Here is a 24,956-nt window from a genome sequence, read left to right on the forward strand (position 1 = left end):
GCGTCGGGCTGGCCTTATAGCGCTGTGCGTCCGAATGGACGCACGGCGCTATGCGACTCCTGATCGTCGTCGCTGTGCGAGACAGGATGCTCAAGCACGGCCACGACTTGATCGAGACGGCGCTCGGTTCGACGCTGTAGCCCCGAGTGTCCAGAAAATTGCAATGCAACAGAAGCTTGATCGGCGCACCGGATGCTCGGGACGGGGCCCGAGCATGACGAGCGCGATAAAAGTGGGCGCCTAATCTCAGAGTGTCAGGCACTCGATGCGCGCCGTTCGAAGAGACTGTGGTCCACTTTGGATCGTCAGCTTGATGAGCCACGATCTAGGATATATCGACCTGGAACAGAGAACCTTGCAAACAATCGACAATCCGTTCGGCACGAAATTGTCACCCATGTCTTAGGAACGTTCTGTCACCCATGTCTCAGGGCTGGACATGCGAAAATTTGGAGCGGGCGAAGGGATTCGAACCCTCGACCCCAACCTTGGCAAGGTTGTGCTCTACCCCTGAGCTACACCCGCCCGCTCCCCGCGGCGCTCCGTTTCCGGTGCCGTGGACGGGCGCTATATGGCGGAAAGCCCTGGACAATGCAACAGGCAAATTTCGCTCTTTGGAAAAACCCGCGGTTCAGCCCTCCGCGCGGCGCCCGGCCCTTCAACGAGGAGGTCCGATCGGCTATGGCACGAGGCGTTGATTTCTGGGCGATAGCGACGGAGACGAGACTTGGCGGCGACGCGTGACGAACTGATGACATATCTCGCCACGCTCGGCATCGAGACGTCGACGATCGAGCATCCGCCGCTCTTCACCGTGGGCGAATCGCAGGAGCTGCGTGGGGAGATCCGGGGCGGCCACACCAAGAACCTGTTCCTGAAGGACAAGAAGGGCCGTCACTTTCTCGTCGTTGCCGAGGAGAGCCGGGCCGTCGATCTGAAGTCGCTGCACCACACGATCGGTGCGAAGGGGCGGCTGTCCTTTGCCAGCGCCGAGGCGATGATGGAAATGCTCGGCGTGACGCCCGGTTCGGTCACGGCTTTCGGCGTTCTCAACGATCGCGACGGCAAGGTGACGGTGGTGCTTGATGAAGGTTTGCTCGCGTACGATATGGTGAATTGCCATCCGTTGACGAACACTGCGACCACCACGATCGCCACCGACGGATTGATGACATTCTTCCGATCGACCGGGCACGAGGCTTTCGTCGCCCGGCTGGACAGTGAAACGATTGAGGGCGAGGGGCAGGGCGGATGAGCGACAACCCATACGGAAATCCCTATGGCGGCTTCGGCCAGCAGACTGTCAGCCCTGGGCCGGCCGAGGGGCGATCCGCCCAGCCGTCGCAGCCGGCCGCAGCTCCGGCAGCCGGGCTGACGGGTTTCGGCGCCGAGAGCGCGGCACCGGCGGCGGACGTCATTAAGGAGACGACGACGGCGCAGTTTACCGCGGACGTCATTCAGGAGTCGCGTCGCCAGCCGGTCATCGTCGACTTCTGGGCGCCCTGGTGCGGCCCCTGCAAGCAGCTGACGCCGATCCTCGAAAAGGCGGTGCGGGAGGCTGGCGGCAAGGTCAAGCTGGTCAAGATGAACATCGACCAGCATCCCTCGATCGCCGGCCAGCTCGGCGTGCAGTCGATTCCGGCCGTCTTCGCCTTCGCGAACGGCCAGCCGGTCGACGGTTTCATGGGCGCGCTGCCGGAAAGCGAGATCAAGGCCTTCATCGCGCGGCTCACTTCGGGCCAGCCGGGCGGCGATCCGATCGCCGAGGCTCTGGAAGAGGCCAATACGCTGCTTGCGAGCGGCGATGCGGGCAGCGCCGCGCAGCTCTTTGGCGCGATCCTGCAGCACGAGCCCGGCCATGCCGGTGCGACGGGCGGCCTTGCCGAATGCTATCTGAAGTCCGGCGACACCGAGCGGGCGAAGGCGCTGATCGATGCGCTTCCGGCCGACAAGGCCGACGACCCGGCCGTGGCGGCTGTCCGCGCCAAGGTGAAGCTGAGTGAGGAGATCGCCCAGCTCGGCGATCCCGATCAGCTGCAGGCGCGCCTTGAAAGCAATGCCGACGACCATCAGGCGCGCTTCGATCTCGCCCTCATCGCCAATGCGAAGGGCGACCGCCAGACGTCGGCGGGCCACCTCCTCGAGATCATCAAGCGTGATCGCAGTTTCGGCGAGGATGCCGCGCGGCAGAAGCTGCTCGAACTCTTCGCGGCTTGGGGGCCGACCGATCCGGCGACAAAGGACGCCCGGCGCCGGCTTTCCTCGCTGCTGTTTTCATAGGGGGGAGGGCGCCCGGCGCGGCAAACGCTCCGTCCTGGCTTGCCGCCGCGCCCCGGGACCGGTTCTTCCTTCGGCTCGCCCTGAATTGAAGAGGCTGGCCGAAGCTCCGGCAGGCGTGATGAGGCCCGGGGCTTGAGATCGCCGGACGCCGGCCCAAATGCCGAGGAGGTCGACGGAGGCACTCTTTGGTACAAGCGGGCAACTACACTTATGCGGACGAATCCGACCTCCCGGCTACGGTGCCGGTGTTTCCCCTGACGGGAGCGCTGCTTCTTCCGGGTGGTCAGCTGCCGCTCAACATCTTCGAGCCGCGCTACATCCAGATGATCGACGAGGCGCTGGCGGGGTCGCGCATCATCGGCATGATCCAGCCGAGCCTTGATGGTGCGAAAAGGAAGGACAACGAGCCGAAGCTCTGCGAGGTCGGCTGCATGGGCAGGATCGCGTCCTATGCCGAATCGGGCGACGGCCGCTATATCATCAGCCTGCAGGGAATCGCGCGGTTTCGCGCCGTCGAGGAACTGAGCCTGCGCACGCCCTATCGGGTTTGCCGGATCGCCGCCTTCGTCGCTGACCTCGATTCCGCGCTCGGCGAAGACGAGGTCGATCGCGAGGGACTCTTGCGGGCCTTCAGGCGCTTCTTCGAAGCCAACCAGATGGAAGCCGACTGGGATTCGATCGCCCGAGCCTCGAACGAGACGCTGGTGAACGCTCTTTCGATGATGTCGCCCTACGGGGCCGCCGAGAAGCAGGCGCTGCTCGAAGCGAGCGACCTCAAGGCTCGGGCCGAGACGCTGATCGCCATCACCGAGATCGCGCTTGCCCGCGATGGCGGCGAAGACGGCTCGACCACCCTGCAATGACCTGTCGCTAGAGGCTTGGCCGCGTGCTATCTCTCGACCGGACGCCATCAAACCATATAACGGCAAAGCAAACGAACGGCTCATGAGCGAACGCAACCGGGACGGCCAGCCAGACCCCAAGCTCCTGGAGCTTCTCGTCTGTCCCCTGACCAAGTCGCAGCTGATCTACGACCGCGAAAACAACGAGCTGATCTCGAAGGTCGCCAAGCTCGCCTTTCCGATCCGCGAAGGCATTCCGATCATGCTGCCTTCAGAGGCGCGCGAAATCGAATGACCCGTTCGGGTTCACAAGGTCGCTCGCCGGGCTGTGACACCGACGGCGCATCGGGTTTGGCTCAAATGCCGCCGCTGTCCGAAACGAACTGCGTCTCCATCGTCTGAACCTGGTTGCGACCGTGATTTTTCGCGTCGTAGAGCGCTTCGTCCGCGCGGGCGAGGGGCGGCGAGAGCGATCGCTCTTCGCTGCGAATATCCGTCAAGCCGAAGCTCGCGGTAACCCATAGCCGCTCATCCTCCCAGTCGTAGGGGTGCTTCGCGATCGCGTCCCGCAGCCTTTGCACTAGGCGGCTGGCTTCACGGAACGACGAGCAGTTGAGCATGATGAAGAATTCCTCGCCGCCGGCTCTGGCGACGAGATGCGCCTCGCCGAGGGTTGCGCGAAGAATATCGGCGACATGCCGCAGCACCGCGTCGCCGCAAGGATGGCCGTAGCGATCGTTGATGCCTTTGAAATGGTCGATGTCGGCGATCGCGATGTAGCTCGGCCGGCCGTTCGCCTGGTTCCGACGCATGATCGTCTCCGCATGCGTCATGAAATACCGGCGATTGTAGAGCCCGGTCAGGAAATCACGGTTCGCCGCCTCGCGAAGCTGCGCCTCCATCTCGTTGCGCTCGGTGATGTCGATCATGGCGCCGGCAATTCCCTCGACGGAGCCGTCGTCGCGCAGGACAAGCGACTTGTAGAAGGCGACGTGCCGCTCCGCGCCGTTGGCATCCGCGACGTCCGTCTCGTAGATCTGAACGCCGCCATCGGTGATCAACCGGCGGTCGGCCGCGATGAAGGTCGAAGCGGTGGAGAAGGCGGTCAGCTCGAACGCACTGGCGCCCAGAATGTCCTCGCGGCTCTTGCCGTAAAATGTCTGGAACGCGGTGTTGAACGCACGGTAGAGCCCGTCGGCATCCTTGAAGAAGATCGGAGACGGCAGGTTGTTCATCGCCGCCAGCAATGTCGTGCGCACGCGCTCAAGCATCTCGATCTCGCCGTGAAGGGCTTGCCGGCGGCGGAAGGTGGCCTTTGCTCTGGCGATGCACAGCAGAACCGCGGCGGCATCGGCCGGATCGATCAGATCGTCGATCCCCTCGCCGAACAGGCACTCGATCGCGCTTGGCGAAAGGTCGTCGGCGCCTTCGATCACCGCGACGAGCTGCGTTTGCGGGGCAAGTTGGCCTCGTAGCCGCGTTATCTGCCCTCGTGCCGGCACGGCTGCTGGAGCGAAGACGATATCTGCGCTGCCAGCTTCGTTCGTCGGCATGATGCCCGCCGACGCCAGAGTTTGCGGAATGCAAACGCCCGGCTCCGCGATCCAGGCAAGTGTTGGATCGTGGATGCTTCTCGAAGATGATATGTAAGCTTGATTTATCACGGCTAGAACTTCCTCGATGAAGAAGATCCTAGCATCGCCTGGCTAAAGAATTCTTGAAAACATTCTTTCAGTGCAGGAGGCTCGACGGGCTGCAAAGCTGCCGCAGCCTTATTCCGCTGCCATCGCGGCGTCGTGCTCCTCGGTGAGCGCCAGCCAGTCCTCCTCGCAGGACGACAGCGTCCTGGCAGCATCGGTGCGCTGCTTGTTCAGTGCCGCCGCCTTCGCCGGCTCCTTGGTGTAGAGCGAGGGGTCCGCGAGCTTCTCGTCATAGTCGGCGATCGTCTTCTGCAGCCGGGATATCTGGATCTCGAGCTGGCTGATCTTCTTCTTCAAAGGTTTCAGCGCTTCGCGCCGTTCGGCGGCCTGCCGGCGCTGATCGACTTTGGACAGCTGGGGCTGCGGCTCGGCCTCGACCGGTTCGCTGCCGGCGCCGCCAGCCGCCCCGCCGCCCGTTCTCGCGCCCGACAGGATCAGCTTCTTGTAGTCTTCGAGGTCGCCGTCATAGCGCGAAACCGTCCCGTCGCCGACGATCCACAGCCGGTCCATCGTCGCCTCGACCATATGGCGGTCGTGGCTGATCAGGATGACCGCACCGGGATAGTCGTTGAGCGCGAAAACGAGGCTTTCGCGCGCTTCGATGTCCAGATGGTTGGTCGGCTCGTCGAGGATCAGGAGGTTTGGTGCGTCGAGGGTGGCAAGGCCCATCAGAAGGCGCGCCTTCTCGCCGCCGGAGAGTTTCTCGGCGGCGGTGTCCATCTTCACCGTCGGCAGTCCCATCTGTGCGACTTTCGCGCGCACCTTGGCCTCGGCTGCGTCGGGCATCATCCGTCGCACGTGCTGGACGGCGCTTTCGGCGGGCCGCAGATCGTCGATCTGATGCTGCGCGAAGAACGCGATCTTGAGCCCCGGTGCCCGCGTCACCTCACCCGCCTCTGCCTGAAGGCGTTCGGCGAGGAGCTTGGCGAAGGTGGACTTGCCGTTGCCGTTCTGACCGAGAAGGGCGATCCGGTCCTCGGTGTCGATCCGAAGGTTGAGGCCCTTCAGGATCGGCCGGCCCGGCTGATAGCCGACCGCGACATTCTCCATGCGGATGATCGGCGAGGCGGCCTGCTTTTCGGGCGCCGGAAAGACGAAGGGGGTGACGTGTTCCTCGACGATCGACTGGAGCGGGCCCATCTTTTCCAGTGCCTTCAGGCGCGACTGCGCCTGCCGGGCCTTCGACGCCTTGGCGCGGAAGCGCTCGACGAAGGACTCCATGTGCTTGCGCGCGGCTTCCTGCTTGGCGATCGACTTTTGCAGAAGCTCCAGCTTCTCGGCCCGCTGCCGGGCGAACTGATCGTAGTCGCCGCGATAGAAGTTGAGCTTCTGCTGGTCGAGATGGACGATCGACGAAACGGCATTGTTCAGAACGTCGCGATCATGGCTGATCACGAGGACGGTGTAGGGATAGCGCTGGACGAAGTTCTCCAGCCACAAAGTGCCTTCGAGATCGAGATAGTTGGTCGGCTCGTCGAGGAGCAGAAGGTCCGGCCGCGAGAACAGGACGGCCGCGAGCGCGACGCGCATGCGCCAGCCGCCGGAAAACGACGAGGCGGGCCGTGCCTGCGCCGCCATGTCGAAGCCGAGGCCCGACAGGATCGATGAGGCCCTGGCTTCGGCCGAATGGGCCTCGATGTCTGCAAGCCGGACATGGATGTCGGCAATCCGCGTCGGATCAGTGGCCGTCTCGGCCTCGGCAAGCAGGGCGACGCGTTCGGTATCGGCCGCAAGAACGATATCGAGCAGCGAATCTTCGGTGCCCGGAGCCTCCTGCGCGACTTGGCCGAGCCGGGTGTTCTTGGGAAACGAGACGGATCCCGTCTCCGGCGCGAGATCGCCGGTGATGACGCGGAACAGCGTCGACTTGCCGGCGCCATTGCGCCCGACGAGGCCGGCCTTCGTCCCGGTGGGGAGGGTCAGGCTCGCATGATCGATCAGCAGGCGCCCGGCAACGCGCGCGGTAAGGTCGGTAATCTGAAGCATGAGCGCCTTTTGCCACGTGCTGCAGCGCGGCGAAAGGGGAAAGGCGGCCCAGATGGCGCTTTGGCTGGCGCGCCGAGCGAGAGCGCCGGGACGCCGGCCTGGCGGGAGGCGCTTTGCCCCCGATAAGCTTCGCCCAAGCTTACCGGCCTTAATTCACCAGCCAGATCATTCGCCCTGCCCGAAGGTCGGTTTTGAAACCGACGACGCGCGTGAATGGTCTGTGGCCCATCGCCGCCCCGCCCGCGGGGTCGCGGCCGTCGAAAACACGATCAGCGTTGCCAGCGGGAACGCCAAAGGTAAGCCATGATCTCCGTCATCTCCGTCGGTTCGCTCAAGACATCCGGCTCTTCGACCGTCGCGCTCACTCTCGCCAGCGTCGCCGCTGCCGCCGATATCCCCGTTCTCCTGATCGATGCGGCCCGCGACGGCGACATCGCCGCCTGGGCGTCGCAGGCCGGCCGGCCCGCAAAGATCAGCGTCGAGCGTATCCGTGACGAAACAGCGATCGAAAAGCTGGTCAGGGCGGCGCGCAAGCGCGGCGATCTGGTGATCATCGACGCCGGCGACGAGGCCGAGACGATCCGCGCCAGCGCCAAGCTCGCCGACCGGGCGCTGATCCCGGTGCGCTTCTCGCCCGTCTCGGCGCTCTATGCCATCGAGACCGATCGCCTGCTCGCCGAAGACATCGGCCGCGGCCGGCGCCTGCGGGACTGGTGTTTCGTCGCCAGTGCCGTCGCCACCATTCCGAGTCGCATCGCGCGCAGCGTCGAAGCCATCGTCGAGGAAAGCGCCACCGCGCGTCTGCCGATCGGCCTCGTGCAGCGCGCCGCCTACGAGGCGCCGTTCCTCTTCGGCGGAACGATCTTCACGATGGAGGAAGACGTCGCGCCCGGCCTCGACCGCGCCCGCGCGGAGGCCGCGAGCCTTGCCTACGAGATCGGCATCCTCGGTCAGAAAGCCAACGAGGCCCGCCCGGCTCCCGGGCAGCGCGCGGCGATCCGCGAGGCGGCCTGATCCGTTCCAGCCTGGGCGCTGGCGACGATGCGACGCAGCGCTCTTTGCCTCCCGCCGCTGCCGGGGGCTCCCTGTCACCGCCTCTCGGCCTCGACGGAACAGGCCGAGGGGCATCGTGACCAAGAATTAATGCTGCTCCATTACGATTGCGGCTATGGGTTTGGCCGGTCCACTTGAGATCGGCTGGAGACATTCCCTTGCTCTTCGAACGTCAGACCTCGGCGGCAATGCCCGCCTCGCCCAACCCCTGGCGCCTTCCCCTGATCGTCGCCGCAGCGATGGTCATCCTGCCGCAAGTCGCCGGCGCCCACATCATCCGCGGGGCGCAGGGCGGCTTCGGGAGCGGTTTCGAGCATCCGCTGACCGGGCTCGACCATTTCCTCGCCATGTTCGCCGTCGGTCTGTGGGGCGCCCAGATGGGCGGCCGGTCGGTCTGGACCCTTCCGGTGACCTTTCCGCTGATCATGGTGGTGGGCGGCATCATCGGCATTTCCGGCGTTCACCTGCCGGGGATCGAGACCGGCATCGCCCTGTCGATCCTGGTGCTCGGCCTCGCCATCGCCTTTGCCTGGCGGCCGGCCGAATGGGTGGCGCTCTGTCTGATCGCCTTCTTCGCCATCTGTCACGGCTACGCCCACGGCGCGGAACTGCCGCTTGCGACAGACCCGGCGGATTATGCCATCGGCTTCGTGCTTGCGACGGGACTGATCCACATTCTCGGCATCGGCTTCGGCCTGGTCATCGGCAGGCTCTGGGACGGGCGCATCTCCCGGATCTGCGGCGCCGCGATAGCGCTTGGGGGCGTCTACTATCTTGTCGGCTGAAGCTGTCGCGCGGCCGGGCAGACGGATCTTGCGATTTTCCGGTCCGGCGTTCCTTGCCGTCGCGGTGGCCACGGCGATCGGGCTTCGGCTGCCTCCGGCAGCGTCTCTCGACACGCTGTTCTGGTGGATCGCCTACGGGCCGCTTGCGCCTGAACGCGCCATGCCGCTCGCCGCCCTCGGGGCGGCCTTCGGTCTGATCGGCTGGCGGGCCCGAGTCGCGGCGTTGGCGGCATTCGGATTGGGTATCGCCGGCGGATTTTACGGCGAGATCACATGGCTTGCCCTTCTTGGCCATCTGCCGGCGGCCGCCGGCCACGATTTTTACGCCGGGCCGGGCTCTTGCATCGCGGCCGGTGCCGCGCTGATTTCCGGGCGCCGGCTGCGGCCCGTGGCGACGCCGCTCGCCAGCCTCGTCATCGGCACGCTGTGGGCCCTGTGGATCAGGCTTCTCGACCCGACATTGCACGATCTGAAGATCAGCGTCGCCGGCGTCCTGGTGGCAGTCGCTCTCATCGTCGCGATCGCTTCGACGGTGGCGGCCTTTCGCGGCAACTGGATGTTCGTCGCCGCTCCGATCTGCGGCAGCTGGCTCCTGGCGATCGGTCTGCTTTACGGCGGCAGCTATCTGGCGACGAAGCCGCCGAGCCTCAATCTTCCGCCGCCCGCCCCGGCCCGCGATTCCTCCATGCTTGATGGTCTGTTCCCGGAGGAGAACGGTAGGTTGGACCGGAAGCCCGGCCGATCGGATCCGTTCGGCGGCGACGGTGCGAAACCGTTCTGACACCAACAGGAAAGCGGGATGGACAAGATGGTTCGGCAGCAAGCCCGCCGACAGAATCCACAGGCTCTGCGGCGCCGCCTCCGCCTCGTCGGCAGAGCCAGTCGGCGAAGCCTGTCCCGGCTCTTCGCCGCTTTCACCTGTCTGATCCTCGCCGCTCTCGGCGGACCGGCCAGTGCCCATCCCAACATCACCATGACCTGCCGCGTCCTGTTCAATTTTGCGGGCAATTCCGTCGATGGCATCGGTGAGGTCTGGACCTTCGATGCGGGATTCAGCGCCGAATTGCTGAAGGACTTCGACGCAAACAAGGACGGCCTCCTGTCCGATGCCGAAGCTGCGGCGATGGGAAAGGACGTGATGAAGAATCTCGGGGATTCGCGCGACTTCACCTATGTTTTTGTCGATGGGCACGACCTCGGCGCGATCAAGACCGAGGGCTTCCGGGCAAGGGCCGAGAACGGCATCGTTTCGATCGCCTTCGGCGTCCCGTTGAAGACGCCAGTGGATCCGCGCATCCACAAGCTGAGCGTCGAGATCAAGGACGAGGAGTTCTTCGTCTTCGCCACCTTCGCCACCGACCGGCCGGTCCTGATGCGCGGCGAGGGGGCTGCCGCCGACGCCTGCATGCCGAAGCTCGTCGACGATCCGGCCGGGGCCTATTTCGGCGGGGCGATCATCCCGTCGGCGGCGACGCTGGTGTGCGGATAGATCGCGTCCGGCCTTTGCCCGGAAGAACCATTGACCCGGTGAACGGCGAAGGCTCGTCCCACCTTGCGGCGGGGACTTGCGACTTCGCCTTTCGTCGCACCATATCCCGACTTGGCGCGAAATGACCTTTACGGTAACGTCAAAATCGGGAGGAACAAAAATGGACAAGCCTTGGCTCGCGCACTATCCGCAAGGGGTGCCGTCGGAACTCGACGAGATCGGGTATCGCTCGCTCGCGGAGCTTTTGGAACATGCCTTTCAGACCTATTCCGATCGCGATGCCCTGCATTTCATGGGGGCGGCTTTCACCTATGGCCGTTTCGGCGAGCTTTCGCGCGATTTCGCCGCCTATTGCCAGACGCTCGGCCTGAAAAAGGGCGACCGGATCGCGCTGATGATGCCAAACGTGCCGCAATATCCGGTGGCGATCGCCGGGGCGGCCATGGCCGGGCTGACCATCGTCAACGTCAATCCGCTCTATACGCCCGGCGAGCTTGCCCATCAGCTGAAGGATTCCGGCGCGAAGGCCATCGTTGTTCTGGAGAACATGGCGGCGACGCTCGAGGCCTGCCGCGGGCAGACCGACGTCGAGCATGTGATCGTGACGGGGCTCGGCGACCTTCTTCCCATGATCAAGGGCGCGATCGTCAATTTCGTCCTGCGACGGGTGAAGAAGATGGTCCCGGCCTATGATCTGCCGGGCGCTGTGCGGTTCAAGGCGGCCCTTTCGGCGGGGGCCAAGGCGAAGCTCAGCAAGGTCGCGGTGGCTCCGGAGGACATTGCCGTCCTGCAATATACCGGCGGCACCACCGGCGTTGCCAAGGGCGCGATGCTGACCCAGAGAAACATCGTCGCCAACGTCATCCAGTCCGCACACTGGAACGCGCCGGCCCTCAATCAGCTCGCGCCGGGCGAACAGTCGATCGTCGTCTGCGCGCTGCCGATCTACCATATCTTCGGTTTCACCGTGAACCTGATGCTGTCGGTGCGCAACGGTGGCGCGGCGATCCTCATCCCCAATCCGCGCGACATCCCGGCGACACTGAAGGCGATCAAGGCGTTCCGCTTCCACTCCTTCCCGGCCGTCAACACGCTTTACAACGCCATTGCCCTGCACCCGGACGCCAAGTCCGTCGACTGGTCGGCCCTGAAGCTGTGCGTGGGCGGCGGCATGGCCGTTCAGGCGGCGACCGCCGAGCGCTGGAAAAAGGTCACGGGCGTCTCGATCTGCGAGGGCTATGGCCTGTCGGAAACCTCGCCATCGGCCTGCTGCAACCCGACCGACCGTTCCGAATACACCGGCACGATCGGTCTTCCGCTGCCATCTACGGAGCTTGCCATTCTCGACGAGGACGGCAACCATCTGCCGCCCGGCAGCGTCGGCGAGGTCGCAATTCGCGGGCCGCAGGTGATGGCCGGTTACTGGAACCGGCCGGCGGAGACGGCGGCGGTGATGACCGCCGACGGTTTCTTCCGCTCGGGCGATATCGGCGTCATGAGCGAGGACGGCACCTTCAAGATCGTCGATCGCAAGAAGGACATGATCAATGTCTCGGGATTCAACGTCTATCCCAACGAGGTCGAGGACGTGGTGACGCGCATGCCCGGCATTACGGAAGCCGCGGCGATCGCGATGTCCGACGAGGCATCCGGCGAGGCGGTCAAGCTGTTCGTCGTCCGCTCGGACGCGGCGATCGGCGAAGACGAGATCAAGGCCTACTGCAAGGCCAATCTCACCGGCTACAAGCGCCCGCGCGTCATCGAGTTTCGCGACGAGTTGCCGAAGTCGGCCGTCGGCAAGGTGTTGCGGCGGGAGCTGCGGAGCTGAGTTTCAGCCTGCGACCCGTTCCTTCACCGCCTTTGCGGCCGTGAAATTCTCGTCCAGCGCATAGCCGGCACCGCGCACGGTACGGATCGGGTCGCGCTGGCGGCCGCGATTGATCGCCTTTCTGAGGCGGCCGACATGAACGTCGACGGTGCGTTCGTCGACATAGATGTCGCGCCCCCAGACGCCGTCGAGAAGCTGCTCGCGGGAAAACACGCGGCCGGGCGACTGCATGAAGAATTCGAGCAGCCGGAACTCCGTCGGTCCAAGCTTGATCTCGCGGCCGGCCCGGCGCACGCGATGGGTCTCGCGGTCGAGGTCGATGTCGCCGGCAGACAGATGGGACGCGATCTTCTCGGGCTTGGCCCGCCGCAGCATGGCGCGCACACGGGCCACGAGTTCGGGCGTCGAGAAGGGCTTCACGACATAATCGTCGGCGCCGACGGACAGCCCGCGCACGCGCTCCGATTCCTCGCCGCGCGCCGTCAGCATGATGATCGGCAGCCGCTCGGATTCCTCGCGCTGGCGCAGCCGCCGGCAGAGCTCGACCCCCGAAAGACCCGGCAGCATCCAGTCGAGGATGAGGAGATCCGGAAGCTCCTCCTTCAGCCTGAGATCGGCCTCGTCGCCCCGCGCGATGACGTCGACCGAATAGCCTTCCGCCTCGAGATTGTAGCGCAGGAGAACGCCGAGGGCTTCTTCGTCCTCGACCACGGCAATACGTGCGCTCATCGTGCTCAGGCTCCGGATCCGCCCGGAGCCGGGGGTGTGGTTACGTCGGTATGGGCGATCGATGCGGTGCGATCGCCCTTCGGACGCTCTGCCTCCATCTGCTCGCCGGTCTTGATGTAGTAGACCGTCTCGGCAATGTTCGTGGCATGATCGCCGATGCGCTCGATGTTCTTGGCGCTGAAGAGAAGGTGGGTGCAGGCGGTGATGTTGCGCGGGTCTTCCATCATGTAGGTGAGGAGCTCGCGAAAGATCGAGGTGTAGACGGCGTCAATGCTCTCGTCGCTGTCGCGCACCGCCAGCGCTTGCTTCTCGTTGCGCGTCGCATAGGCGTCGAGCACTTCCTTGAGCTGCTCGAGGGCGAGGTCCGAAAGATGCTCGAGGCCGCGAACCAGCTGCAGCGGCTGGGAATGTTCATGCACCGCGATCACCCGCTTGGCGGTGTTCTTGGCCAGATCGCCGATGCGCTCCAGATCGCTGGAAATCCGGATCGCGCCGACGATCTCGCGCAGGTCGATGGCCATGGGCTGGCGCTTGGCGATGGTGCGGATCGCCCGCTCGTCGACTTCGCGCTGGGCGGCATCGAGAAGAACGTCGTCGGCGACGACGGACTGGGCCAGCGCCCAGTCGGACCGCATCAGGGCGCTGACGGACTGCTCGACCATGCGTTCGGCCTGCCCACCCATCTCCGAAATGCGGCGGATGATGAACTTCAGTTCGTCCTCGTATGAGGTGACGATATGTTCGGCCATGTTGGCGGCCTCCTCGTGGTTGTTCCGCTCAGCCGAAGCGCCCGGTGATGTAGTCCTGGGTGCGCTTGTCGCCGGGATTGGAGAACATCTTCTCGGTCGGGCCGACCTCGGCCAGATCGCCCAGATGGAACATCGCGGTCAGCTGCGAGACGCGCGCCGCCTGCTGCATCGAATGGGTGACGATGACAATGGTGTAGTTCTCGCGCAACTCGTCGATCAGCTCTTCGACCGTCGCCGTGGCGATCGGATCGAGCGCCGAGCAGGGCTCGTCCATGAGGATGACCTCAGGCGACACGGCGATCGCGCGGGCGATGCACAGGCGCTGCTGCTGGCCGCCGGAAAGCCCGGTTCCCGGCTCGTCGAGGCGATCGTGGACTTCCTTGTAGAGGCCGGCCCGGCGCAGGCTCGTATGAACGACCTCGTCGAGTTCCTGCTTGGAATGGGCAAGCCCGTGAATCTTCGGCCCGTATGCGACGTTGTCGTAGATCGATTTCGGAAACGGGTTGGGCTTCTGGAACACCATTCCGACGCGGGCTCGCAGTTCCACGACGTCGATGTCGGGATCGTAGACGTCCTCGCCGTCGAGCAGGATCTCGCCGGCCACCTTGGCGGAGTCGATCGTGTCGTTCATCCGGTTCAGGCAGCGCAGATAGGTGGACTTGCCGCAGCCGGACGGGCCGATCAGCGCCGTCACCTGGTTTTCCGGAATGTTGAGCGTGATGCCGTTCAGCGCCTGCTTCTGGCCGTAATGGACGGTGACGTCCTTGGTTTTCATCTTGATGGGTTTGGAGGAATCCACGGACGGGCCCTTGTTGAATGAAGCTTGTAAGTTTTCCATCATGAAGCGCTCCTACCAGCGGCGTTCGAAGCGGCGGCGAAGGAAGATCGCCGTCACATTCATGATTGCCAGAAAGCCCAGCAAAATGATGATCGCACCCGAGGTGCGCTCGACGAAGGCACGTTCGGCCTCGTTTGCCCACATGTAGATCTGCACGGGCAGGGCCGTCGCCGGCTCCATCGGCGTCGCCGGATAGTCGGCGACGAAGGCGACCATGCCGATCAGAAGCAGCGGCGCGGTTTCGCCGAGTGCCTGGGCGAGGCCGATGATCGTGCCGGTGAGGATGCCCGGTGCCGCAAGCGGCAGGACATGGTGGAAGATCGTCTGGTTCTTCGAGGCGCCGAGACCGAGCGCCGCCCAGCGGATCGACGGCGGCACCGCGCGCAGCGCGGCCCGCGTCGCGATGATGATCGTCGGCAGCGTCATCAGGGTCAGGACGAGGCCGCCCACCAGCGGCGCCGAGCGCGGCAGGTGAAACCAGTTGATGAACACGGCGAGGCCGAGCAGGCCGAAGACGATCGAGGGGACCGCGGCGAGGTTGTTGATGTTCACCTCGATCAGATCGGTGAACTTGTTCTTGGGCGCGAACTCCTCGAGATAGATCGAGGCCGCGACGCCGATCGGCAGGGCGAGCGCCAGGACGATCAGCATCATGTAGAGCGAGCCGATGATCGCCACGCCGACACCGGCCGTCTCCGCGCGCGACGACGCCCCGAAAGTGAACAGCCCGGTGTTGAAGCGCTGCTCCAGATTGCCGGCGGCCTTGAGCTTGTCGATATATTGAAGCTGCAGATCGCTGATCGGCCGGCGGTTTTCCGGCACCGAGAGATCGTATTGGCCCTTCATGGCGCTGTCGAGTTCGGAGCTCGCATAGAGCCAGACGTCCTGGGTGGTGCCGATCACCGACAGGTCGTTCATGACGATGTTGCGCAGCGTGACGCGGGTGCCCGACGAGATCAGGCCGCTGGCCGCGCTCACCGCCTTCTTGTCGTCGGGATCGATGCCGAGCTCCTTGATGAGCCCCTCGCGGGCAAGCTTCGGATAATTGGCCATCAGAAGCTTGGTCTGGCTCTCATTCGCCTGCTGCGGTGTGCCGAGGACCTGTTCGGAAAAGGTGATCGGCACCCTGATCTCGGTCTGCCAGAAGGCCGTGTAGCCCTTCGAGAAGATGCTCCACAAAAGGGCGACGAGAAACAGGAGGCCGATGGCGATGGCGATGATGCCATAGGCCTTGAAGCGGCGCTCGGCGGCGTAGCGCTTGTTGATTCCGATATCGCGCCTGGGCTTGCGGGTCGCAGCCGTGTCGGCGATGCCGTTGGCGGTGGCGTCGCTCATTCGTACTGCTCCTTGTATTTGCGCACGATGTAGAGTGCGTAGACGTTGAGCGCGAGGGTGATGACGAAGAGCGTCATGCCCAGCGCGAAGGCGACGAGGGTCTGGGGCGAGTTGAATTCGAGATCGCCGGTGAGCTGCGCGACGATCTTCACCGTGATCGTCGTCATCGGCTCGAGCGGGTCGATCGTCAGATTGGCCGCGACACCCGCCGCGAGCACCACGATCATCGTCTCGCCGATGGCGCGCGAGGCCGTCAGAAGCAGCGCCGAGACGATGCCGGGAAGCGCTGCCGGCAGGATCACCCGCTTGATCGTCTCCGAGCGCGTGGCGCCGAGGCCGAGCGAGCCGTCACGCAGCGAGCCTGGCACGGAGGTGATGATGTCGTCGGAGAGCGAAGAGACGAAGGGGATCAGCATGATCGCCATGACGAGACCGGCCGTCAGGACGCTCTGGGCCTGGATGAAGCTTGCATAGTCGCCGGTGACGAGACCGTTGATCTGGGCCGAAAGGTCTCTGAGGAAGGGGCCGACGGTGACGAGGGCGAAGAAGCCGTAGACGATGGTCGGAATGCCGGCCAGCACCTCGAGCAGCGGCTTGACGACCGAGCGTGTGCGCCGGCTGGCATATTCGGCCATGTAGATGGCCGCGAACAGCCCGATCGGGACCGCGATCAGCATCGCCACGGCGCCGATGTAAAGCGTGCCGGCGAGAAGCGGGATGAAGCCGAAGCTGCCGGCATTGCCGCTCGAGCCGACATTCGAGAAGCGCGGCTCCCAGACCGTTCCGAAGAAGAAGTCGACCGGCGAAATGCGCGAGAAGAAGTCGATGGTCTCGAAGAGCATCGAGAAGACGATGCCGACCGTCGTCAGAATGGCGATCGAAGAGGCGACGATGAGTGCGCCCTTGATGATGCCTTCCACCTTGTTGCGCGAGCGAAGGCGCATGGCGATCTGCCGGTAGCCCCAGAAGGCGCCGAAGACGGAGAGCGCGATGACGGCCACCGTCATTGCCAGCCGGCTCCAGAACTGCATCCCGTTGAGCTGCAGCGCGAGGGGCACCATCCAGTCGGCGCTGGCAGAAGCGATCGGGACGCCGCGCTCTCTCAGAAGAGCCGATATGTCCTTGACCGGGGTCGTCTCGGTGATCGTCTCGCGCTCGTCGTCGGGGAGAACCTGCAGGCCGGTGCCGAGACTCTCGACGATGCCGTAAGCGAGATCTTCGGTCAGCTGGCTTTGCGCAAGAACCCCCTCGGGAAAGCTCGCACGCACGTCGCTGGCGATGAAGATGGGGGAGGCGATCAGCCAGACGGCGAGAAGCAGAAGGGCAGGAATGACCGCTAAGGATGCGACGTAGGAGGCATGGTAGACCGGGCGCGAATGCGGCCGCACGCCATTTTCCGACGCCGTCAGGACCTTGCCCTGCCTGTAGCCGAAGAACGCTCCGACGAGTCCGATCGCGAGAACGACGATAATGATCGTGAAGGTCGACACGGGGATACTTTCGACGAAGAATTCGTGGATGACCAGAGCCGAAGCGCGACCGCGATGCTGCGTCGGCAGAAGACGTGATGCGCCTTGGTAGCGGCGAAACCGCCGGCCGCTTGCGCGGCCAGCGGATCATTGCGCCCGTTGTACCATCACGGGCGGGATCGTTCGAGCGATCAGGTCTTCGACCCGAGCGTCACGCCGTTCTCGAAGTTCGAGATCTGCTCGTCGCGCTCGCTCGCCGGCAGCGGAACGAGGCCGTAATTGACGGTCGGCGAGCCTTCGCCGGTCATCTGCTCGGAGAGGAAGAACTGGACGTATTCCGACAGGCCCGGAACGACGCCGAGATGCGCGCGCTTGACGTAGAAGTAGAGCGGACGCGAGACCGGATATTCGCCGGACGCGATCGTGTCGGCGGACGGGACGACGTCGTTCATCGTCGCCACCTTCAGCTTGTCCTGGTTCTGCTCGTAAAAGGCCAGACCGAACACGCCGATGGCCTTCTGATTGGCTTCGATGCGGGCGAGGGTCTCGGTGTAGTCGCCGGAGATCTCGGAGACCGAGCCGTCGTTGCGAACCGACATGCAGGCCTCTTCGGCCGCATCCTCGTCCATGCCGGACTTCTCGAAGGCTTCCATCGCGCCGGAGTCCTTGCAGCCCTGCATCAGGACCTTTTCTTCGAAGACTTCGCGGGTGCCGTGGTTCGAGGCCGGGATGAAGGCCGTGATCTGCTGGTCCGGCAGCGAGGAATCGACCTCGTTCCAGGACTTGTACGCATTGTCGACGACCTTGCCGTCCTGCGGAACCTTCGCGGCCATCGCCTTGAAGACCATCGCCGGATTGAGCTTGAAGTCCGGGCCGGAGGCCGAGGAGGCGAAGACGATGCCGTCATAGCCGAACTTGACCTGCGAGATCTCGGTCACGCCGTTGTCGGCGCAGGCCTTGATCTCGCTGTCGCGGATCGAGCGCGAAGCGTTGGCGATGTCGATGGTCTCCGGGCCGACGCCCTGGCAGAACTGCTTGAGGCCAGCCGAAGAACCGCCGGATTCGACGATCGGGGTCTGGTAGTCGGGGAAGGTCTCGCCGAAGTTCTCGGCGACGATCTGCGCATAGGGCAGGACCGTCGAGGAGCCGGCGACGTGGATCTGCTGGTTGCTCTGGGCGAAGGCCGAGCCGGCGAAAACGGTCGCGGAGCCGAGCGCGAGCCCGGCCAGAATGGTCTTGTTCATAGTCAGTTCTCCCTGTGGAGGATTTGGCGAACCTGTTGTTGCATCAGCCGCGAATTCGACTGTGGTTCGGCACCCTTGCTATACGTCGCGTAAGAAATCTCTATGACAAAGATGTATCCGTTGTATGACAGTATAAATCATTGTTTAAATTGATGTTTCGAGCATTCTTTGGTCTTGGGTGTCATTTTCGCTCGGCGCCGGAAAACGGGCCGTAAAGGTCGAGCCCCTGCCGACGACGCTATCGACGATCAGGCGGCTGCGATGTCTGAGAAGAATGTTGCGGACGATCGAAAGCCCGAGCCCGGTGCCGCGCTTGGACCGCGAATTGCCGACATCGACCCGGTAGAACCGCTCGGTCAGTCGCGGCACGTGCTCGGCGGGGATGCCGGCGCCGAAATCGCGCACCGAGGCATCGATCACCGCCTCGCCGCGTTCGGTGGTCCGGTTGAGGAAAATTTCCACCCGCGCGCCATCGGCGCCGTATTTGCAGGCATTCTCGATCAGATTGGCGAAGACCTGAATGAGTTCGTCCTCGTCGCCCACGACCTGGACCGTGTCCTCGCCGGGCGTAAAGTCGAGGCTGAGACCGAGGTCGTCGGCCAGCGGCTTGAGCTGCGAGCGCACCTTGGAGATCACCGAAACGAGGTCGGCGCGCGCCATTGGCGGGACATGGCGGCGCATCTCGATGCGTGACAGCGAAAGCAGATCGTCGATCAGGCGTGACATGCGCGTCGCCTGTTCACGCATGATGGCGAGGAACTGGTCCCGCGCCGCCGGATCGTCGCGAGCCGGGCCCTGCAGGGTCTCGATGAAACCGGATAGGGACGCAAGCGGTGTTCGCAGCTCGTGCGAGGCGTTCGCCACGAAGTCGGAGCGCATGCGCTCGACCCGTCTTTCAGCCGTGCGATCGTGGAACAGCACGACGAAAAAGGTCGGCAGCATGCCCTGATAGGAGGGGACGGGCAGGATCTCGACCACCCAGTGACGCTCGATCGGCCGCCGCTCGTCGAGGGTCGCGGTGGTGGCGACCGTATTCTTGATCGCTGCCTCGATGGAGGCGAGCAGTTCGGGCGAACGGAAGCGCAAGGACAAAGGATCGGCGAGCGCCATATTGCCGAATGCCACCGCCGAGACCGGGTTGCGATAGCGGATCAGAAGCTCGCGATCGACGATGAGCGCGGGCTCCTGAAGGGCTTCCAGGACGGCCTTCATGCCGCGATCGGGCCAGACCCGTTCGCTGGCGCGGCTCTCGATCTCCGCGCGCTTGGCCGTATTGCGCGACGGCCAGTAGATCGTCGCGGCCAGAATGCCAAACACGCAGGCCGCAGCGACGGCGGCCTGCGTGTGGAGCACCGCGAGCGCCAGCAATGACAGGGCAGCGATGAAAGTCAGACGTTTCCTGCGCATGCCGTCTTCATGGGTCGGTCGGTTTGAATGACTGAACGCTGCTTCGATGAATGCGCAGCCAGCCACGCGAATCGGAGGAGCCTTCGTGACCTCGTTACCACGCGATTGTGACGTTCACGATTGGCCGGTGATGCGCCCTGGTCCCCCTCCCGGCTCAGGAGCCCTGGCGCAGTTTCAGGCCGAAGAACAGAAGATCCTTTGCGCCGGGCCCGATCGCGGGATCGAGGGCGATCTGGCCGCCGGTCACGGCTTCGGGCGGGAATTCGAGATGGAAGAGAAAATTCTCCTCGGGCAATGCGGTCTTGAAGCGCTGCCGCCCGCAGACGGTGTCGGCGCCGAAAAGGCAGCGCAGCGTGAATTCGCGGGCCGTGCCGTCCGGCGAGCCGACGATGACTTCGCCCTGGACCTTCTGACCGGCGAATTGCCGCGCGATGTCTCCGGAAATCGGAAGGTCGATCTCGCCCGTGACGTTGGAACCATCGGCGGTATTCTCGCCCGTCCGGCCCTCGAGCTTCAGGGCGTCCTTGCCACCGGCGCCGGGCACGAGCTCGATCGCGGAATCGCTGTCGGCAAATTCGCGCATCGCCGCCGGCGTATAGACGTCCACCCACTTCGTCGCGGCAGCTGTCTGGTCGACGCTCGTCGCATTTTCCTTGATCGCGTCGGCGACCGAGATCCCTGCCGCGTTTGGATCGGCCTCTGCCGTGTCGTTGGAGCTGGCCGAGGAGAAAAACGGCAGAACGATCCAGACCGCGACGCCGAGAAGAAACAGAAGCAGAAGCACGATGACGGCGGCGGTCAGCTTGCGGCCGAGCCGTCCGCTCCGTTCGGCGGCGCCGGTGTCCGCAACCTCGTCACCGGCCCTTGCCGGCGCGTCGTTTCGATCGGGCGCCGCCGGTGAGACGCCGGACAGGGGCGCCCCTTCATGGCTCGGTTCGCCGCTGCCGTTCAGGACCGGCTCGCCGCCTTCGGTTTTAACGAATCCGTCCGGGCCATCTCTCGTGTCGCGCGGCTCGCTCGCATCGCCGGAAGCTCCCACCGCCTCGTCATCGAGGCCGGCGAATTCGGTCTCGAGCGTCTCAACGGCTGAGATCAGTTCGCGGCGGTGACGGTCCCGTGCCTCTTCCGACATCTCGTTGGCGGCTTCGAGACGCAAAAGCGCCCGTTCGGCGGCTTCGTAGATCTCGAGGCGGAAATTCGGATCGGCGGCATTTCCCTTGGTGAGGGTTCGCCGCAAACTCTTTTCGATCGCGCTTCCCAAAAACCGTCTACCCTTCTCAGCCTGATGGCCCGTTTCCGACACGTGATTCGCATTCTCCCATCGCCGGAGAGAAGGGTGTCGGCACTATACCCGTCGTCGTTTTGGTCACCACGTCCCAATGCCGATATGTACCAGCCGCCTTCGGTGTTGCAAATGCTTCGAGACCGGTAGGATTTCGTGGTGCGTCAAAAGGCGTGCTTTACCCCTTCATGTCGTATTCGATGTTCGTGCGACATGAGACGTTGACTGGAAGCAGATGTCCGAAGCTCCTACGCCCCCCGTGCCCAATCGAATCGCATCGCATGGTGTGATCGGCGACATGAACACGATCGCCCTCGTTGCCGAGGATGGAACGATCGATTTCCTGTCGCATCCGCGCATCGATTCGCCGACGCTGTTCGCATCGCTCCTCGATTCCGAAAAGGGCGGCCGCTTTGCCTTCCACGTCGAGGACGGAGCGATCGCCTTCCGCCAGATCTACCTTCCCGACACGAACATCCTGATCAGCCGGTTTCTCGGCGACGAGGGGATCGGCGAGGTCTGCGACTACATGCCGATCGACGGCACCGGCCGGATCGTCCGCCGGGCCAAGGCGATCGTCGGGGCCAAGAGGTTTCGTCTCTCGGTCTCGGCGCGGCCGGACTACGCCCGCGCCAAGCCGACGCTGACGCCGGTCGAGGGCGGGGTCTGCATCAGCTGGACGGGGGAGGACGGCGAGGCGCAGGCGGTCACGCTCTACGCCTCGTTCCCATTGACGATCAGCGGCGAGGACATCGACACCGCGATCGATCTCAAGGAAGGTGAGGGCTGCTGGGTGGTGCTGTGCCCCGGGCATCCCGATGCACCGCCGATCTGCGAACGCTATGTGAAACGATCCTTCGCCCGCACCCGCGACTACTGGCACAAATGGGTCAATCGCGGCAGCTATCCGACATTCTGGCGCGAACTCGTCGTGCGCTCGGCTCTGACGCTGAAACTCCTGACCTCGGCCGAATTCGGCTCGATCGCCGCCGCCGCGACCTTCGGCCTGCCGGAAGTCCTGGGCGGCGAGCGCAACTGGGACTACCGCTACTGCTGGGTCCGCGATTCCGCCTTCACGCTCTACAGCCTGTCGCGCCTCGGTTATTACGACGAGGCCGAGTCTTTCATTCACTTTCTCATGGAGCGCGCCGTCGAGACCGGCGAGTCCGGGCTTCAGATCATGTATCGCATGGACGGCGGCGGCGACATGCCGGAGACCGAGCTCGGTCATCTTTCCGGCTATGACGGCTCAAAGCCGGTCAGAATCGGCAACGCTGCCTACAAGCAGCGCCAGATGGACATCTACGGCGAGTTTCTCGACGCGCTCTACATTTCCACCAAGGCCCGCGGCAAGCCGGCCTATGCGGTCTGGGAGAAGATCTCGCGGATCGTCGATTGGCTGTCGCACAACTGGCATCTGCCAGACCGGGGCATATGGGAAAGCCGGGGCGAGCCGCAGGAATACCTGTCCTCGCGGCTGATGTGCTGGGTTGCCCTCGACCGGGCTCTCAAGATCGCCCAGACCCACTCGCTTCCGGGCGACATCCTGCGCTGGCGGCAAGAGCGCGACAAGATCCAGAAGACGATCATCGACGATTTCTGGAATCCCGAACTCGGCGCCTTCACCCAGTTCAAGGGCTCCAAGACCCTCGACGCGGTCGTCCTGTTGATGCCGCTGGTCAAGTTCATCAATCCGCGCGATCCCATGTGGACCTCGACGCTGAGGGCCGTGCGCACCCATCTCGTGCGCGACTGCCTCGTCAAGCGCTACCTCAATACCGACGAGAACGACGACGGGCTGGGCGGCGAGGAGGGGGCCTTCACCATCTGCTCCTTCTGGTATGTGGAGGCCCTGGCACGGACCGGCTACGTCGCCGACGCGCGGCTCCTTTTCGAGAAGCTGCACACCTATGCCAACCATCTCGGCCTGTTCTCCGAGGAACTTTCCGAGACCGGCGACCATCTCGGCAACTTCCCGCAGGGGCTCACGCATCTTTCGCTGATCTCCGCAGCCATTTGGCTCGATCGATCGTTGAACGGGGACAAGGCCGATCCCGGCTATTTCGAATTCAAGATGATGGAGGATCCCGATGGCATCTACTGACGTGACACGCCTCGACGGACAGGCGGCGCTGGTCACCGGAGCCTCTTCGGGCATCGGCAGGGCTTCGGCGATGGCGCTGGCGGAGGCGGGCGCCGCCGTCGCCGTCAACTATCTCGGCAGCCCGGACGACGCCGACGCGGTCGTCGCCGAAATCGAGAAGAACGGCGGCCGGGCTGTCGCCGTCAAGGGCGACGTCTCGAAGGAAGACGATGTGATCGGGATGTTCGTCGCGGCGGAAAAGGCGCTCGGCCCCCTCGACATCGTCATGTCCAATGCAGGCATCCAGAAGGATGCCAAGATCGGCGACATGACCCTCGACGACTGGAATGCGGTGATCGGCGTCAATCTCACGGGCGGTTTTCTGGTCGGGCGTGAGGCGATCCGCCATTTCCGCTCCAAGGGCCGGCGGCCGGATGTCAGCCGCGCGCTCGGCAAGCTGGTCTTCGACGCGTCGGTCCACCAGGTGATCCCCTGGGCCTTTCACGTGAACTACGCGGCGTCGAAAGGCGGCATTCACGTTCTGATGCAGTCGCTCGCCCAGGAAGTGGCGCAGGAGGGCATCCGCGTGAACTCCGTCGCGCCGGGCGCGATCGCGACCGCGATCAACGCCGAAGAGCGCAAGACCCACGAGGCCGAGATGCTCAAGCTCATTCCCTATGGCCGTGTCGGCGATCCGATCGACATCGGCCGCGTCGTCTCCTGGCTCGTTTCGGACGCGGCGGACTATATCGTCGGCCAGACGATCTTTGCCGACGGGGGCATGACCCTCTATCCAGGCTTTCGCGGCAACGGCTGACGGACGCATCGACAGTCGCGGACGGCGAACGCGCCGTCCATCTGCCGCGATGGTGCACAAGTCGCGGCTGACTGCTATGCCAGATCGTCCCTGAAACTTAGCAAAGGATCAATCGCATGGCACTCGACGGACGCGTCGCCATCGTCACCGGAGGCGCCAAGGGCATCGGCTACGCGATCGCCCGCCGGTTCCTGCATGATGGCGCCAAGGTCGTCATCGCCGACAGCGACGAGAAAGCCGGCAATCAGGCGGTCGAGGAACTCGCCGATTTCGGCGATGTCGTCGCGGTTGGCTGCAATGTCGCCGAGCGACTGGACGTCCACAACCTGCTCGCCGCCGCGCTCGACCGGTTCGGCGACGTCGATATCCTCGTCAACAATGCCGGGGTCGTCAGCAAGGCCTCGTTTCTCGAGCTCGAGGAAGCCGATTTCACGCGTGTTCTCGACGTCAATCTGAAGGGCGCCTTCCTGTGCGGCCAGGCCGTCGCCCGTCATCTCGTCGACAAGGTGAAGCGGGGCGGCCCGGCCGGGTCGATCGTCAACATGTCTTCGGTGAATGCCGTCTTCGCGCTGCCCGACCAGGTGGCCTATTCGGTGTCCAAGGGCGGCCTCAGCCAGCTGACCAAGGTCATGGCGCTGTCGCTCGCCGCCCACGGCATCCGTGTCAATGCGATCGGCCCCGGCTCGATCATGACGGATCTGCTCAAGGGCGTCGTCGACGACGAGGCGGCGATGCGAAAGGTGCTGTCGCGAACCCCGCTCGGCCGTATCGGCGAGCCGCGGGAGATCGCTGCGATCGCGAGCTTCCTTGCTTCCGACGAGGCGAGTTACATCACCGGCCAGACGATTTTCGCCGATGGCGGCCGGTTGCCGCTGAACTACACGGTCGAGGTCGGCAGCCAGGACGAGGGGTGAGTTCCGGCCAAAGCCGCTCGGGCGTCCACGAATTCGGTTGCATTCGCAACTTTATTGTCGGCTTAGCAACATTTTTAAGAAATCATGCGACCTGATCTGCTCATGCGGGAGCAGAGCGGGCGCGCG

Annotated in this window: 22 protein-coding genes and 1 tRNA gene; 12 read left to right on the top strand and 11 right to left on the bottom strand. The window is 64.3% G+C overall.

The window, feature by feature from the left end:
* Positions 1 to 450: 450 nt before the first annotated feature.
* Positions 451 to 525, bottom strand: a tRNA-Gly gene (locus J6595_RS11520).
* Positions 526 to 727: 202 nt separating this feature from the next.
* Here J6595_RS11520 and J6595_RS11525 point away from each other — a divergent pair.
* The 4 genes from J6595_RS11525 (at position 728) to J6595_RS11540 (ending at position 3,417) form a co-directional block, all read left to right on the top strand.
* Positions 728 to 1,255 (top strand): prolyl-tRNA synthetase associated domain-containing protein, encoded by a 528-nt coding sequence (locus J6595_RS11525; RefSeq protein ID WP_245198182.1) that lies wholly within the window; start codon positions 728 to 730, stop codon positions 1,253 to 1,255.
* Entirely contained in the window at positions 1,252 to 2,280 is a 1,029-nt protein-coding gene (gene trxA, locus J6595_RS11530; RefSeq protein ID WP_209594695.1) for a thioredoxin, read from the top strand. The genes J6595_RS11525 and trxA overlap by 4 nt, the downstream gene beginning before the upstream one ends.
* A 185-nt stretch (positions 2,281 to 2,465) precedes the next feature.
* Positions 2,466 to 3,143, top strand: a complete 678-nt coding sequence (locus J6595_RS11535) for an LON peptidase substrate-binding domain-containing protein (RefSeq protein WP_209594696.1) — start codon at positions 2,466 to 2,468, stop codon at positions 3,141 to 3,143.
* Between the two features lie 82 nt (positions 3,144 to 3,225).
* Positions 3,226 to 3,417, top strand: a complete 192-nt coding sequence (locus J6595_RS11540; protein WP_209594697.1) for a Trm112 family protein — start codon at positions 3,226 to 3,228, stop codon at positions 3,415 to 3,417.
* Positions 3,418 to 3,478: 61 nt separating this feature from the next.
* On the opposite strand, the gene J6595_RS11545 is transcribed toward J6595_RS11540, so the two are convergent.
* Positions 3,479 to 4,675 (bottom strand): GGDEF domain-containing protein, encoded by a 1,197-nt coding sequence (locus J6595_RS11545; protein ID WP_209594698.1) that lies wholly within the window; start codon positions 4,673 to 4,675, stop codon positions 3,479 to 3,481.
* Positions 4,676 to 4,894: 219 nt separating this feature from the next.
* Positions 4,895 to 6,808, bottom strand: coding sequence for an ABC-F family ATP-binding cassette domain-containing protein (locus J6595_RS11550; RefSeq protein WP_209594699.1), 1,914 nt, complete (start codon positions 6,806 to 6,808; stop codon positions 4,895 to 4,897).
* A gap of 303 nt (positions 6,809 to 7,111) precedes the next feature.
* Here J6595_RS11550 and J6595_RS11555 point away from each other — a divergent pair, with 303 nt between their 5' ends.
* The 5 genes from J6595_RS11555 (at position 7,112) to J6595_RS11575 (ending at position 11,963) form a co-directional block, all read left to right on the top strand.
* The gene (locus tag J6595_RS11555; RefSeq protein WP_209594700.1) at positions 7,112 to 7,822 is read left to right on the top strand and encodes a P-loop NTPase family protein; all 711 of its coding nucleotides are present in this window, start codon (positions 7,112 to 7,114) and stop codon (positions 7,820 to 7,822) included.
* A 197-nt stretch (positions 7,823 to 8,019) separates the two neighbouring features.
* A complete protein-coding gene (locus J6595_RS11560; protein WP_342453169.1) occupies positions 8,020 to 8,646 on the top strand; it encodes a HupE/UreJ family protein in 627 nt (208 codons plus the stop codon).
* A gap of 28 nt (positions 8,647 to 8,674) precedes the next feature.
* Positions 8,675 to 9,427 (top strand): hypothetical protein, encoded by a 753-nt coding sequence (locus J6595_RS11565; RefSeq protein WP_209594701.1) that lies wholly within the window; start codon positions 8,675 to 8,677, stop codon positions 9,425 to 9,427.
* Positions 9,428 to 9,445: 18 nt separating this feature from the next.
* Positions 9,446 to 10,135 carry a DUF1007 family protein gene (locus J6595_RS11570; RefSeq protein WP_209594702.1) on the top strand — a complete coding sequence of 230 codons (690 nt, stop codon included), beginning with the start codon at positions 9,446 to 9,448 and terminating at the stop codon, positions 10,133 to 10,135.
* 160 nt (positions 10,136 to 10,295) lie between these two features.
* Positions 10,296 to 11,963, top strand: a complete 1,668-nt coding sequence (locus J6595_RS11575) for an AMP-binding protein (RefSeq protein ID WP_209594703.1) — start codon at positions 10,296 to 10,298, stop codon at positions 11,961 to 11,963.
* A gap of 3 nt (positions 11,964 to 11,966) precedes the next feature.
* Here J6595_RS11575 and phoB read toward each other — a convergent pair whose 3' ends face one another.
* The 8 genes from phoB to J6595_RS11615 form a co-directional block, all read right to left on the bottom strand.
* Entirely contained in the window at positions 11,967 to 12,692 is a 726-nt protein-coding gene (gene phoB, locus J6595_RS11580) for a phosphate regulon transcriptional regulator PhoB (RefSeq protein WP_209594704.1), read from the bottom strand.
* Between the two features lie 5 nt (positions 12,693 to 12,697).
* Positions 12,698 to 13,441, bottom strand: coding sequence for a phosphate signaling complex protein PhoU (gene phoU / locus J6595_RS11585; protein ID WP_209594705.1), 744 nt, complete (start codon positions 13,439 to 13,441; stop codon positions 12,698 to 12,700).
* A gap of 28 nt (positions 13,442 to 13,469) precedes the next feature.
* The gene (pstB, locus tag J6595_RS11590) at positions 13,470 to 14,279 is read right to left on the bottom strand and encodes a phosphate ABC transporter ATP-binding protein PstB (protein ID WP_209594706.1); all 810 of its coding nucleotides are present in this window, start codon (positions 14,277 to 14,279) and stop codon (positions 13,470 to 13,472) included.
* A gap of 12 nt (positions 14,280 to 14,291) precedes the next feature.
* Positions 14,292 to 15,614, bottom strand: a complete 1,323-nt coding sequence (gene pstA, locus J6595_RS11595) for a phosphate ABC transporter permease PstA (protein ID WP_209594707.1) — start codon at positions 15,612 to 15,614, stop codon at positions 14,292 to 14,294.
* A complete protein-coding gene (pstC, locus tag J6595_RS11600; RefSeq protein ID WP_209594708.1) occupies positions 15,611 to 17,104 on the bottom strand; it encodes a phosphate ABC transporter permease subunit PstC in 1,494 nt (497 codons plus the stop codon). Before pstC ends, pstA begins: the two co-directional genes overlap by 4 nt.
* Positions 17,105 to 17,274: 170 nt before the next feature.
* On the bottom strand, positions 17,275 to 18,327 hold the full coding sequence (locus J6595_RS11605) for a substrate-binding domain-containing protein (protein ID WP_209594709.1): 1,053 nt from the start codon (positions 18,325 to 18,327) through the stop codon (positions 17,275 to 17,277).
* A gap of 144 nt (positions 18,328 to 18,471) precedes the next feature.
* Positions 18,472 to 19,734 (bottom strand): ATP-binding protein, encoded by a 1,263-nt coding sequence (locus J6595_RS11610; protein WP_209594710.1) that lies wholly within the window; start codon positions 19,732 to 19,734, stop codon positions 18,472 to 18,474.
* Between the two features lie 154 nt (positions 19,735 to 19,888).
* Positions 19,889 to 20,971: a hypothetical protein gene (locus tag J6595_RS11615; protein WP_209594711.1), complete on the bottom strand. Its 1,083-nt coding sequence runs from the start codon at positions 20,969 to 20,971 to the stop codon at positions 19,889 to 19,891.
* Between the two features lie 280 nt (positions 20,972 to 21,251).
* On the opposite strand from J6595_RS11615, the gene J6595_RS11620 reads away from it, so the two are divergent.
* From J6595_RS11620 to J6595_RS11630, 3 genes are all read left to right on the top strand, one after another.
* On the top strand, positions 21,252 to 23,120 hold the full coding sequence (locus tag J6595_RS11620; RefSeq protein ID WP_280890819.1) for a glycoside hydrolase family 15 protein: 1,869 nt from the start codon (positions 21,252 to 21,254) through the stop codon (positions 23,118 to 23,120).
* Positions 23,107 to 23,916: an SDR family oxidoreductase gene (locus J6595_RS11625; protein WP_209594713.1), complete on the top strand. Its 810-nt coding sequence runs from the start codon at positions 23,107 to 23,109 to the stop codon at positions 23,914 to 23,916. The genes J6595_RS11620 and J6595_RS11625 overlap by 14 nt, the downstream gene beginning before the upstream one ends.
* 116 nt (positions 23,917 to 24,032) lie before the next feature.
* A complete protein-coding gene (locus J6595_RS11630; protein WP_209594714.1) occupies positions 24,033 to 24,830 on the top strand; it encodes an SDR family NAD(P)-dependent oxidoreductase in 798 nt (265 codons plus the stop codon).
* The last annotated feature ends 126 nt before the right edge of the window (positions 24,831 to 24,956 follow it).

Source organism: Jiella mangrovi (genome assembly GCF_017815135.1).
Classification (GTDB): Bacteria; Pseudomonadota; Alphaproteobacteria; order Rhizobiales; family Rhizobiaceae; genus Jiella; species Jiella mangrovi.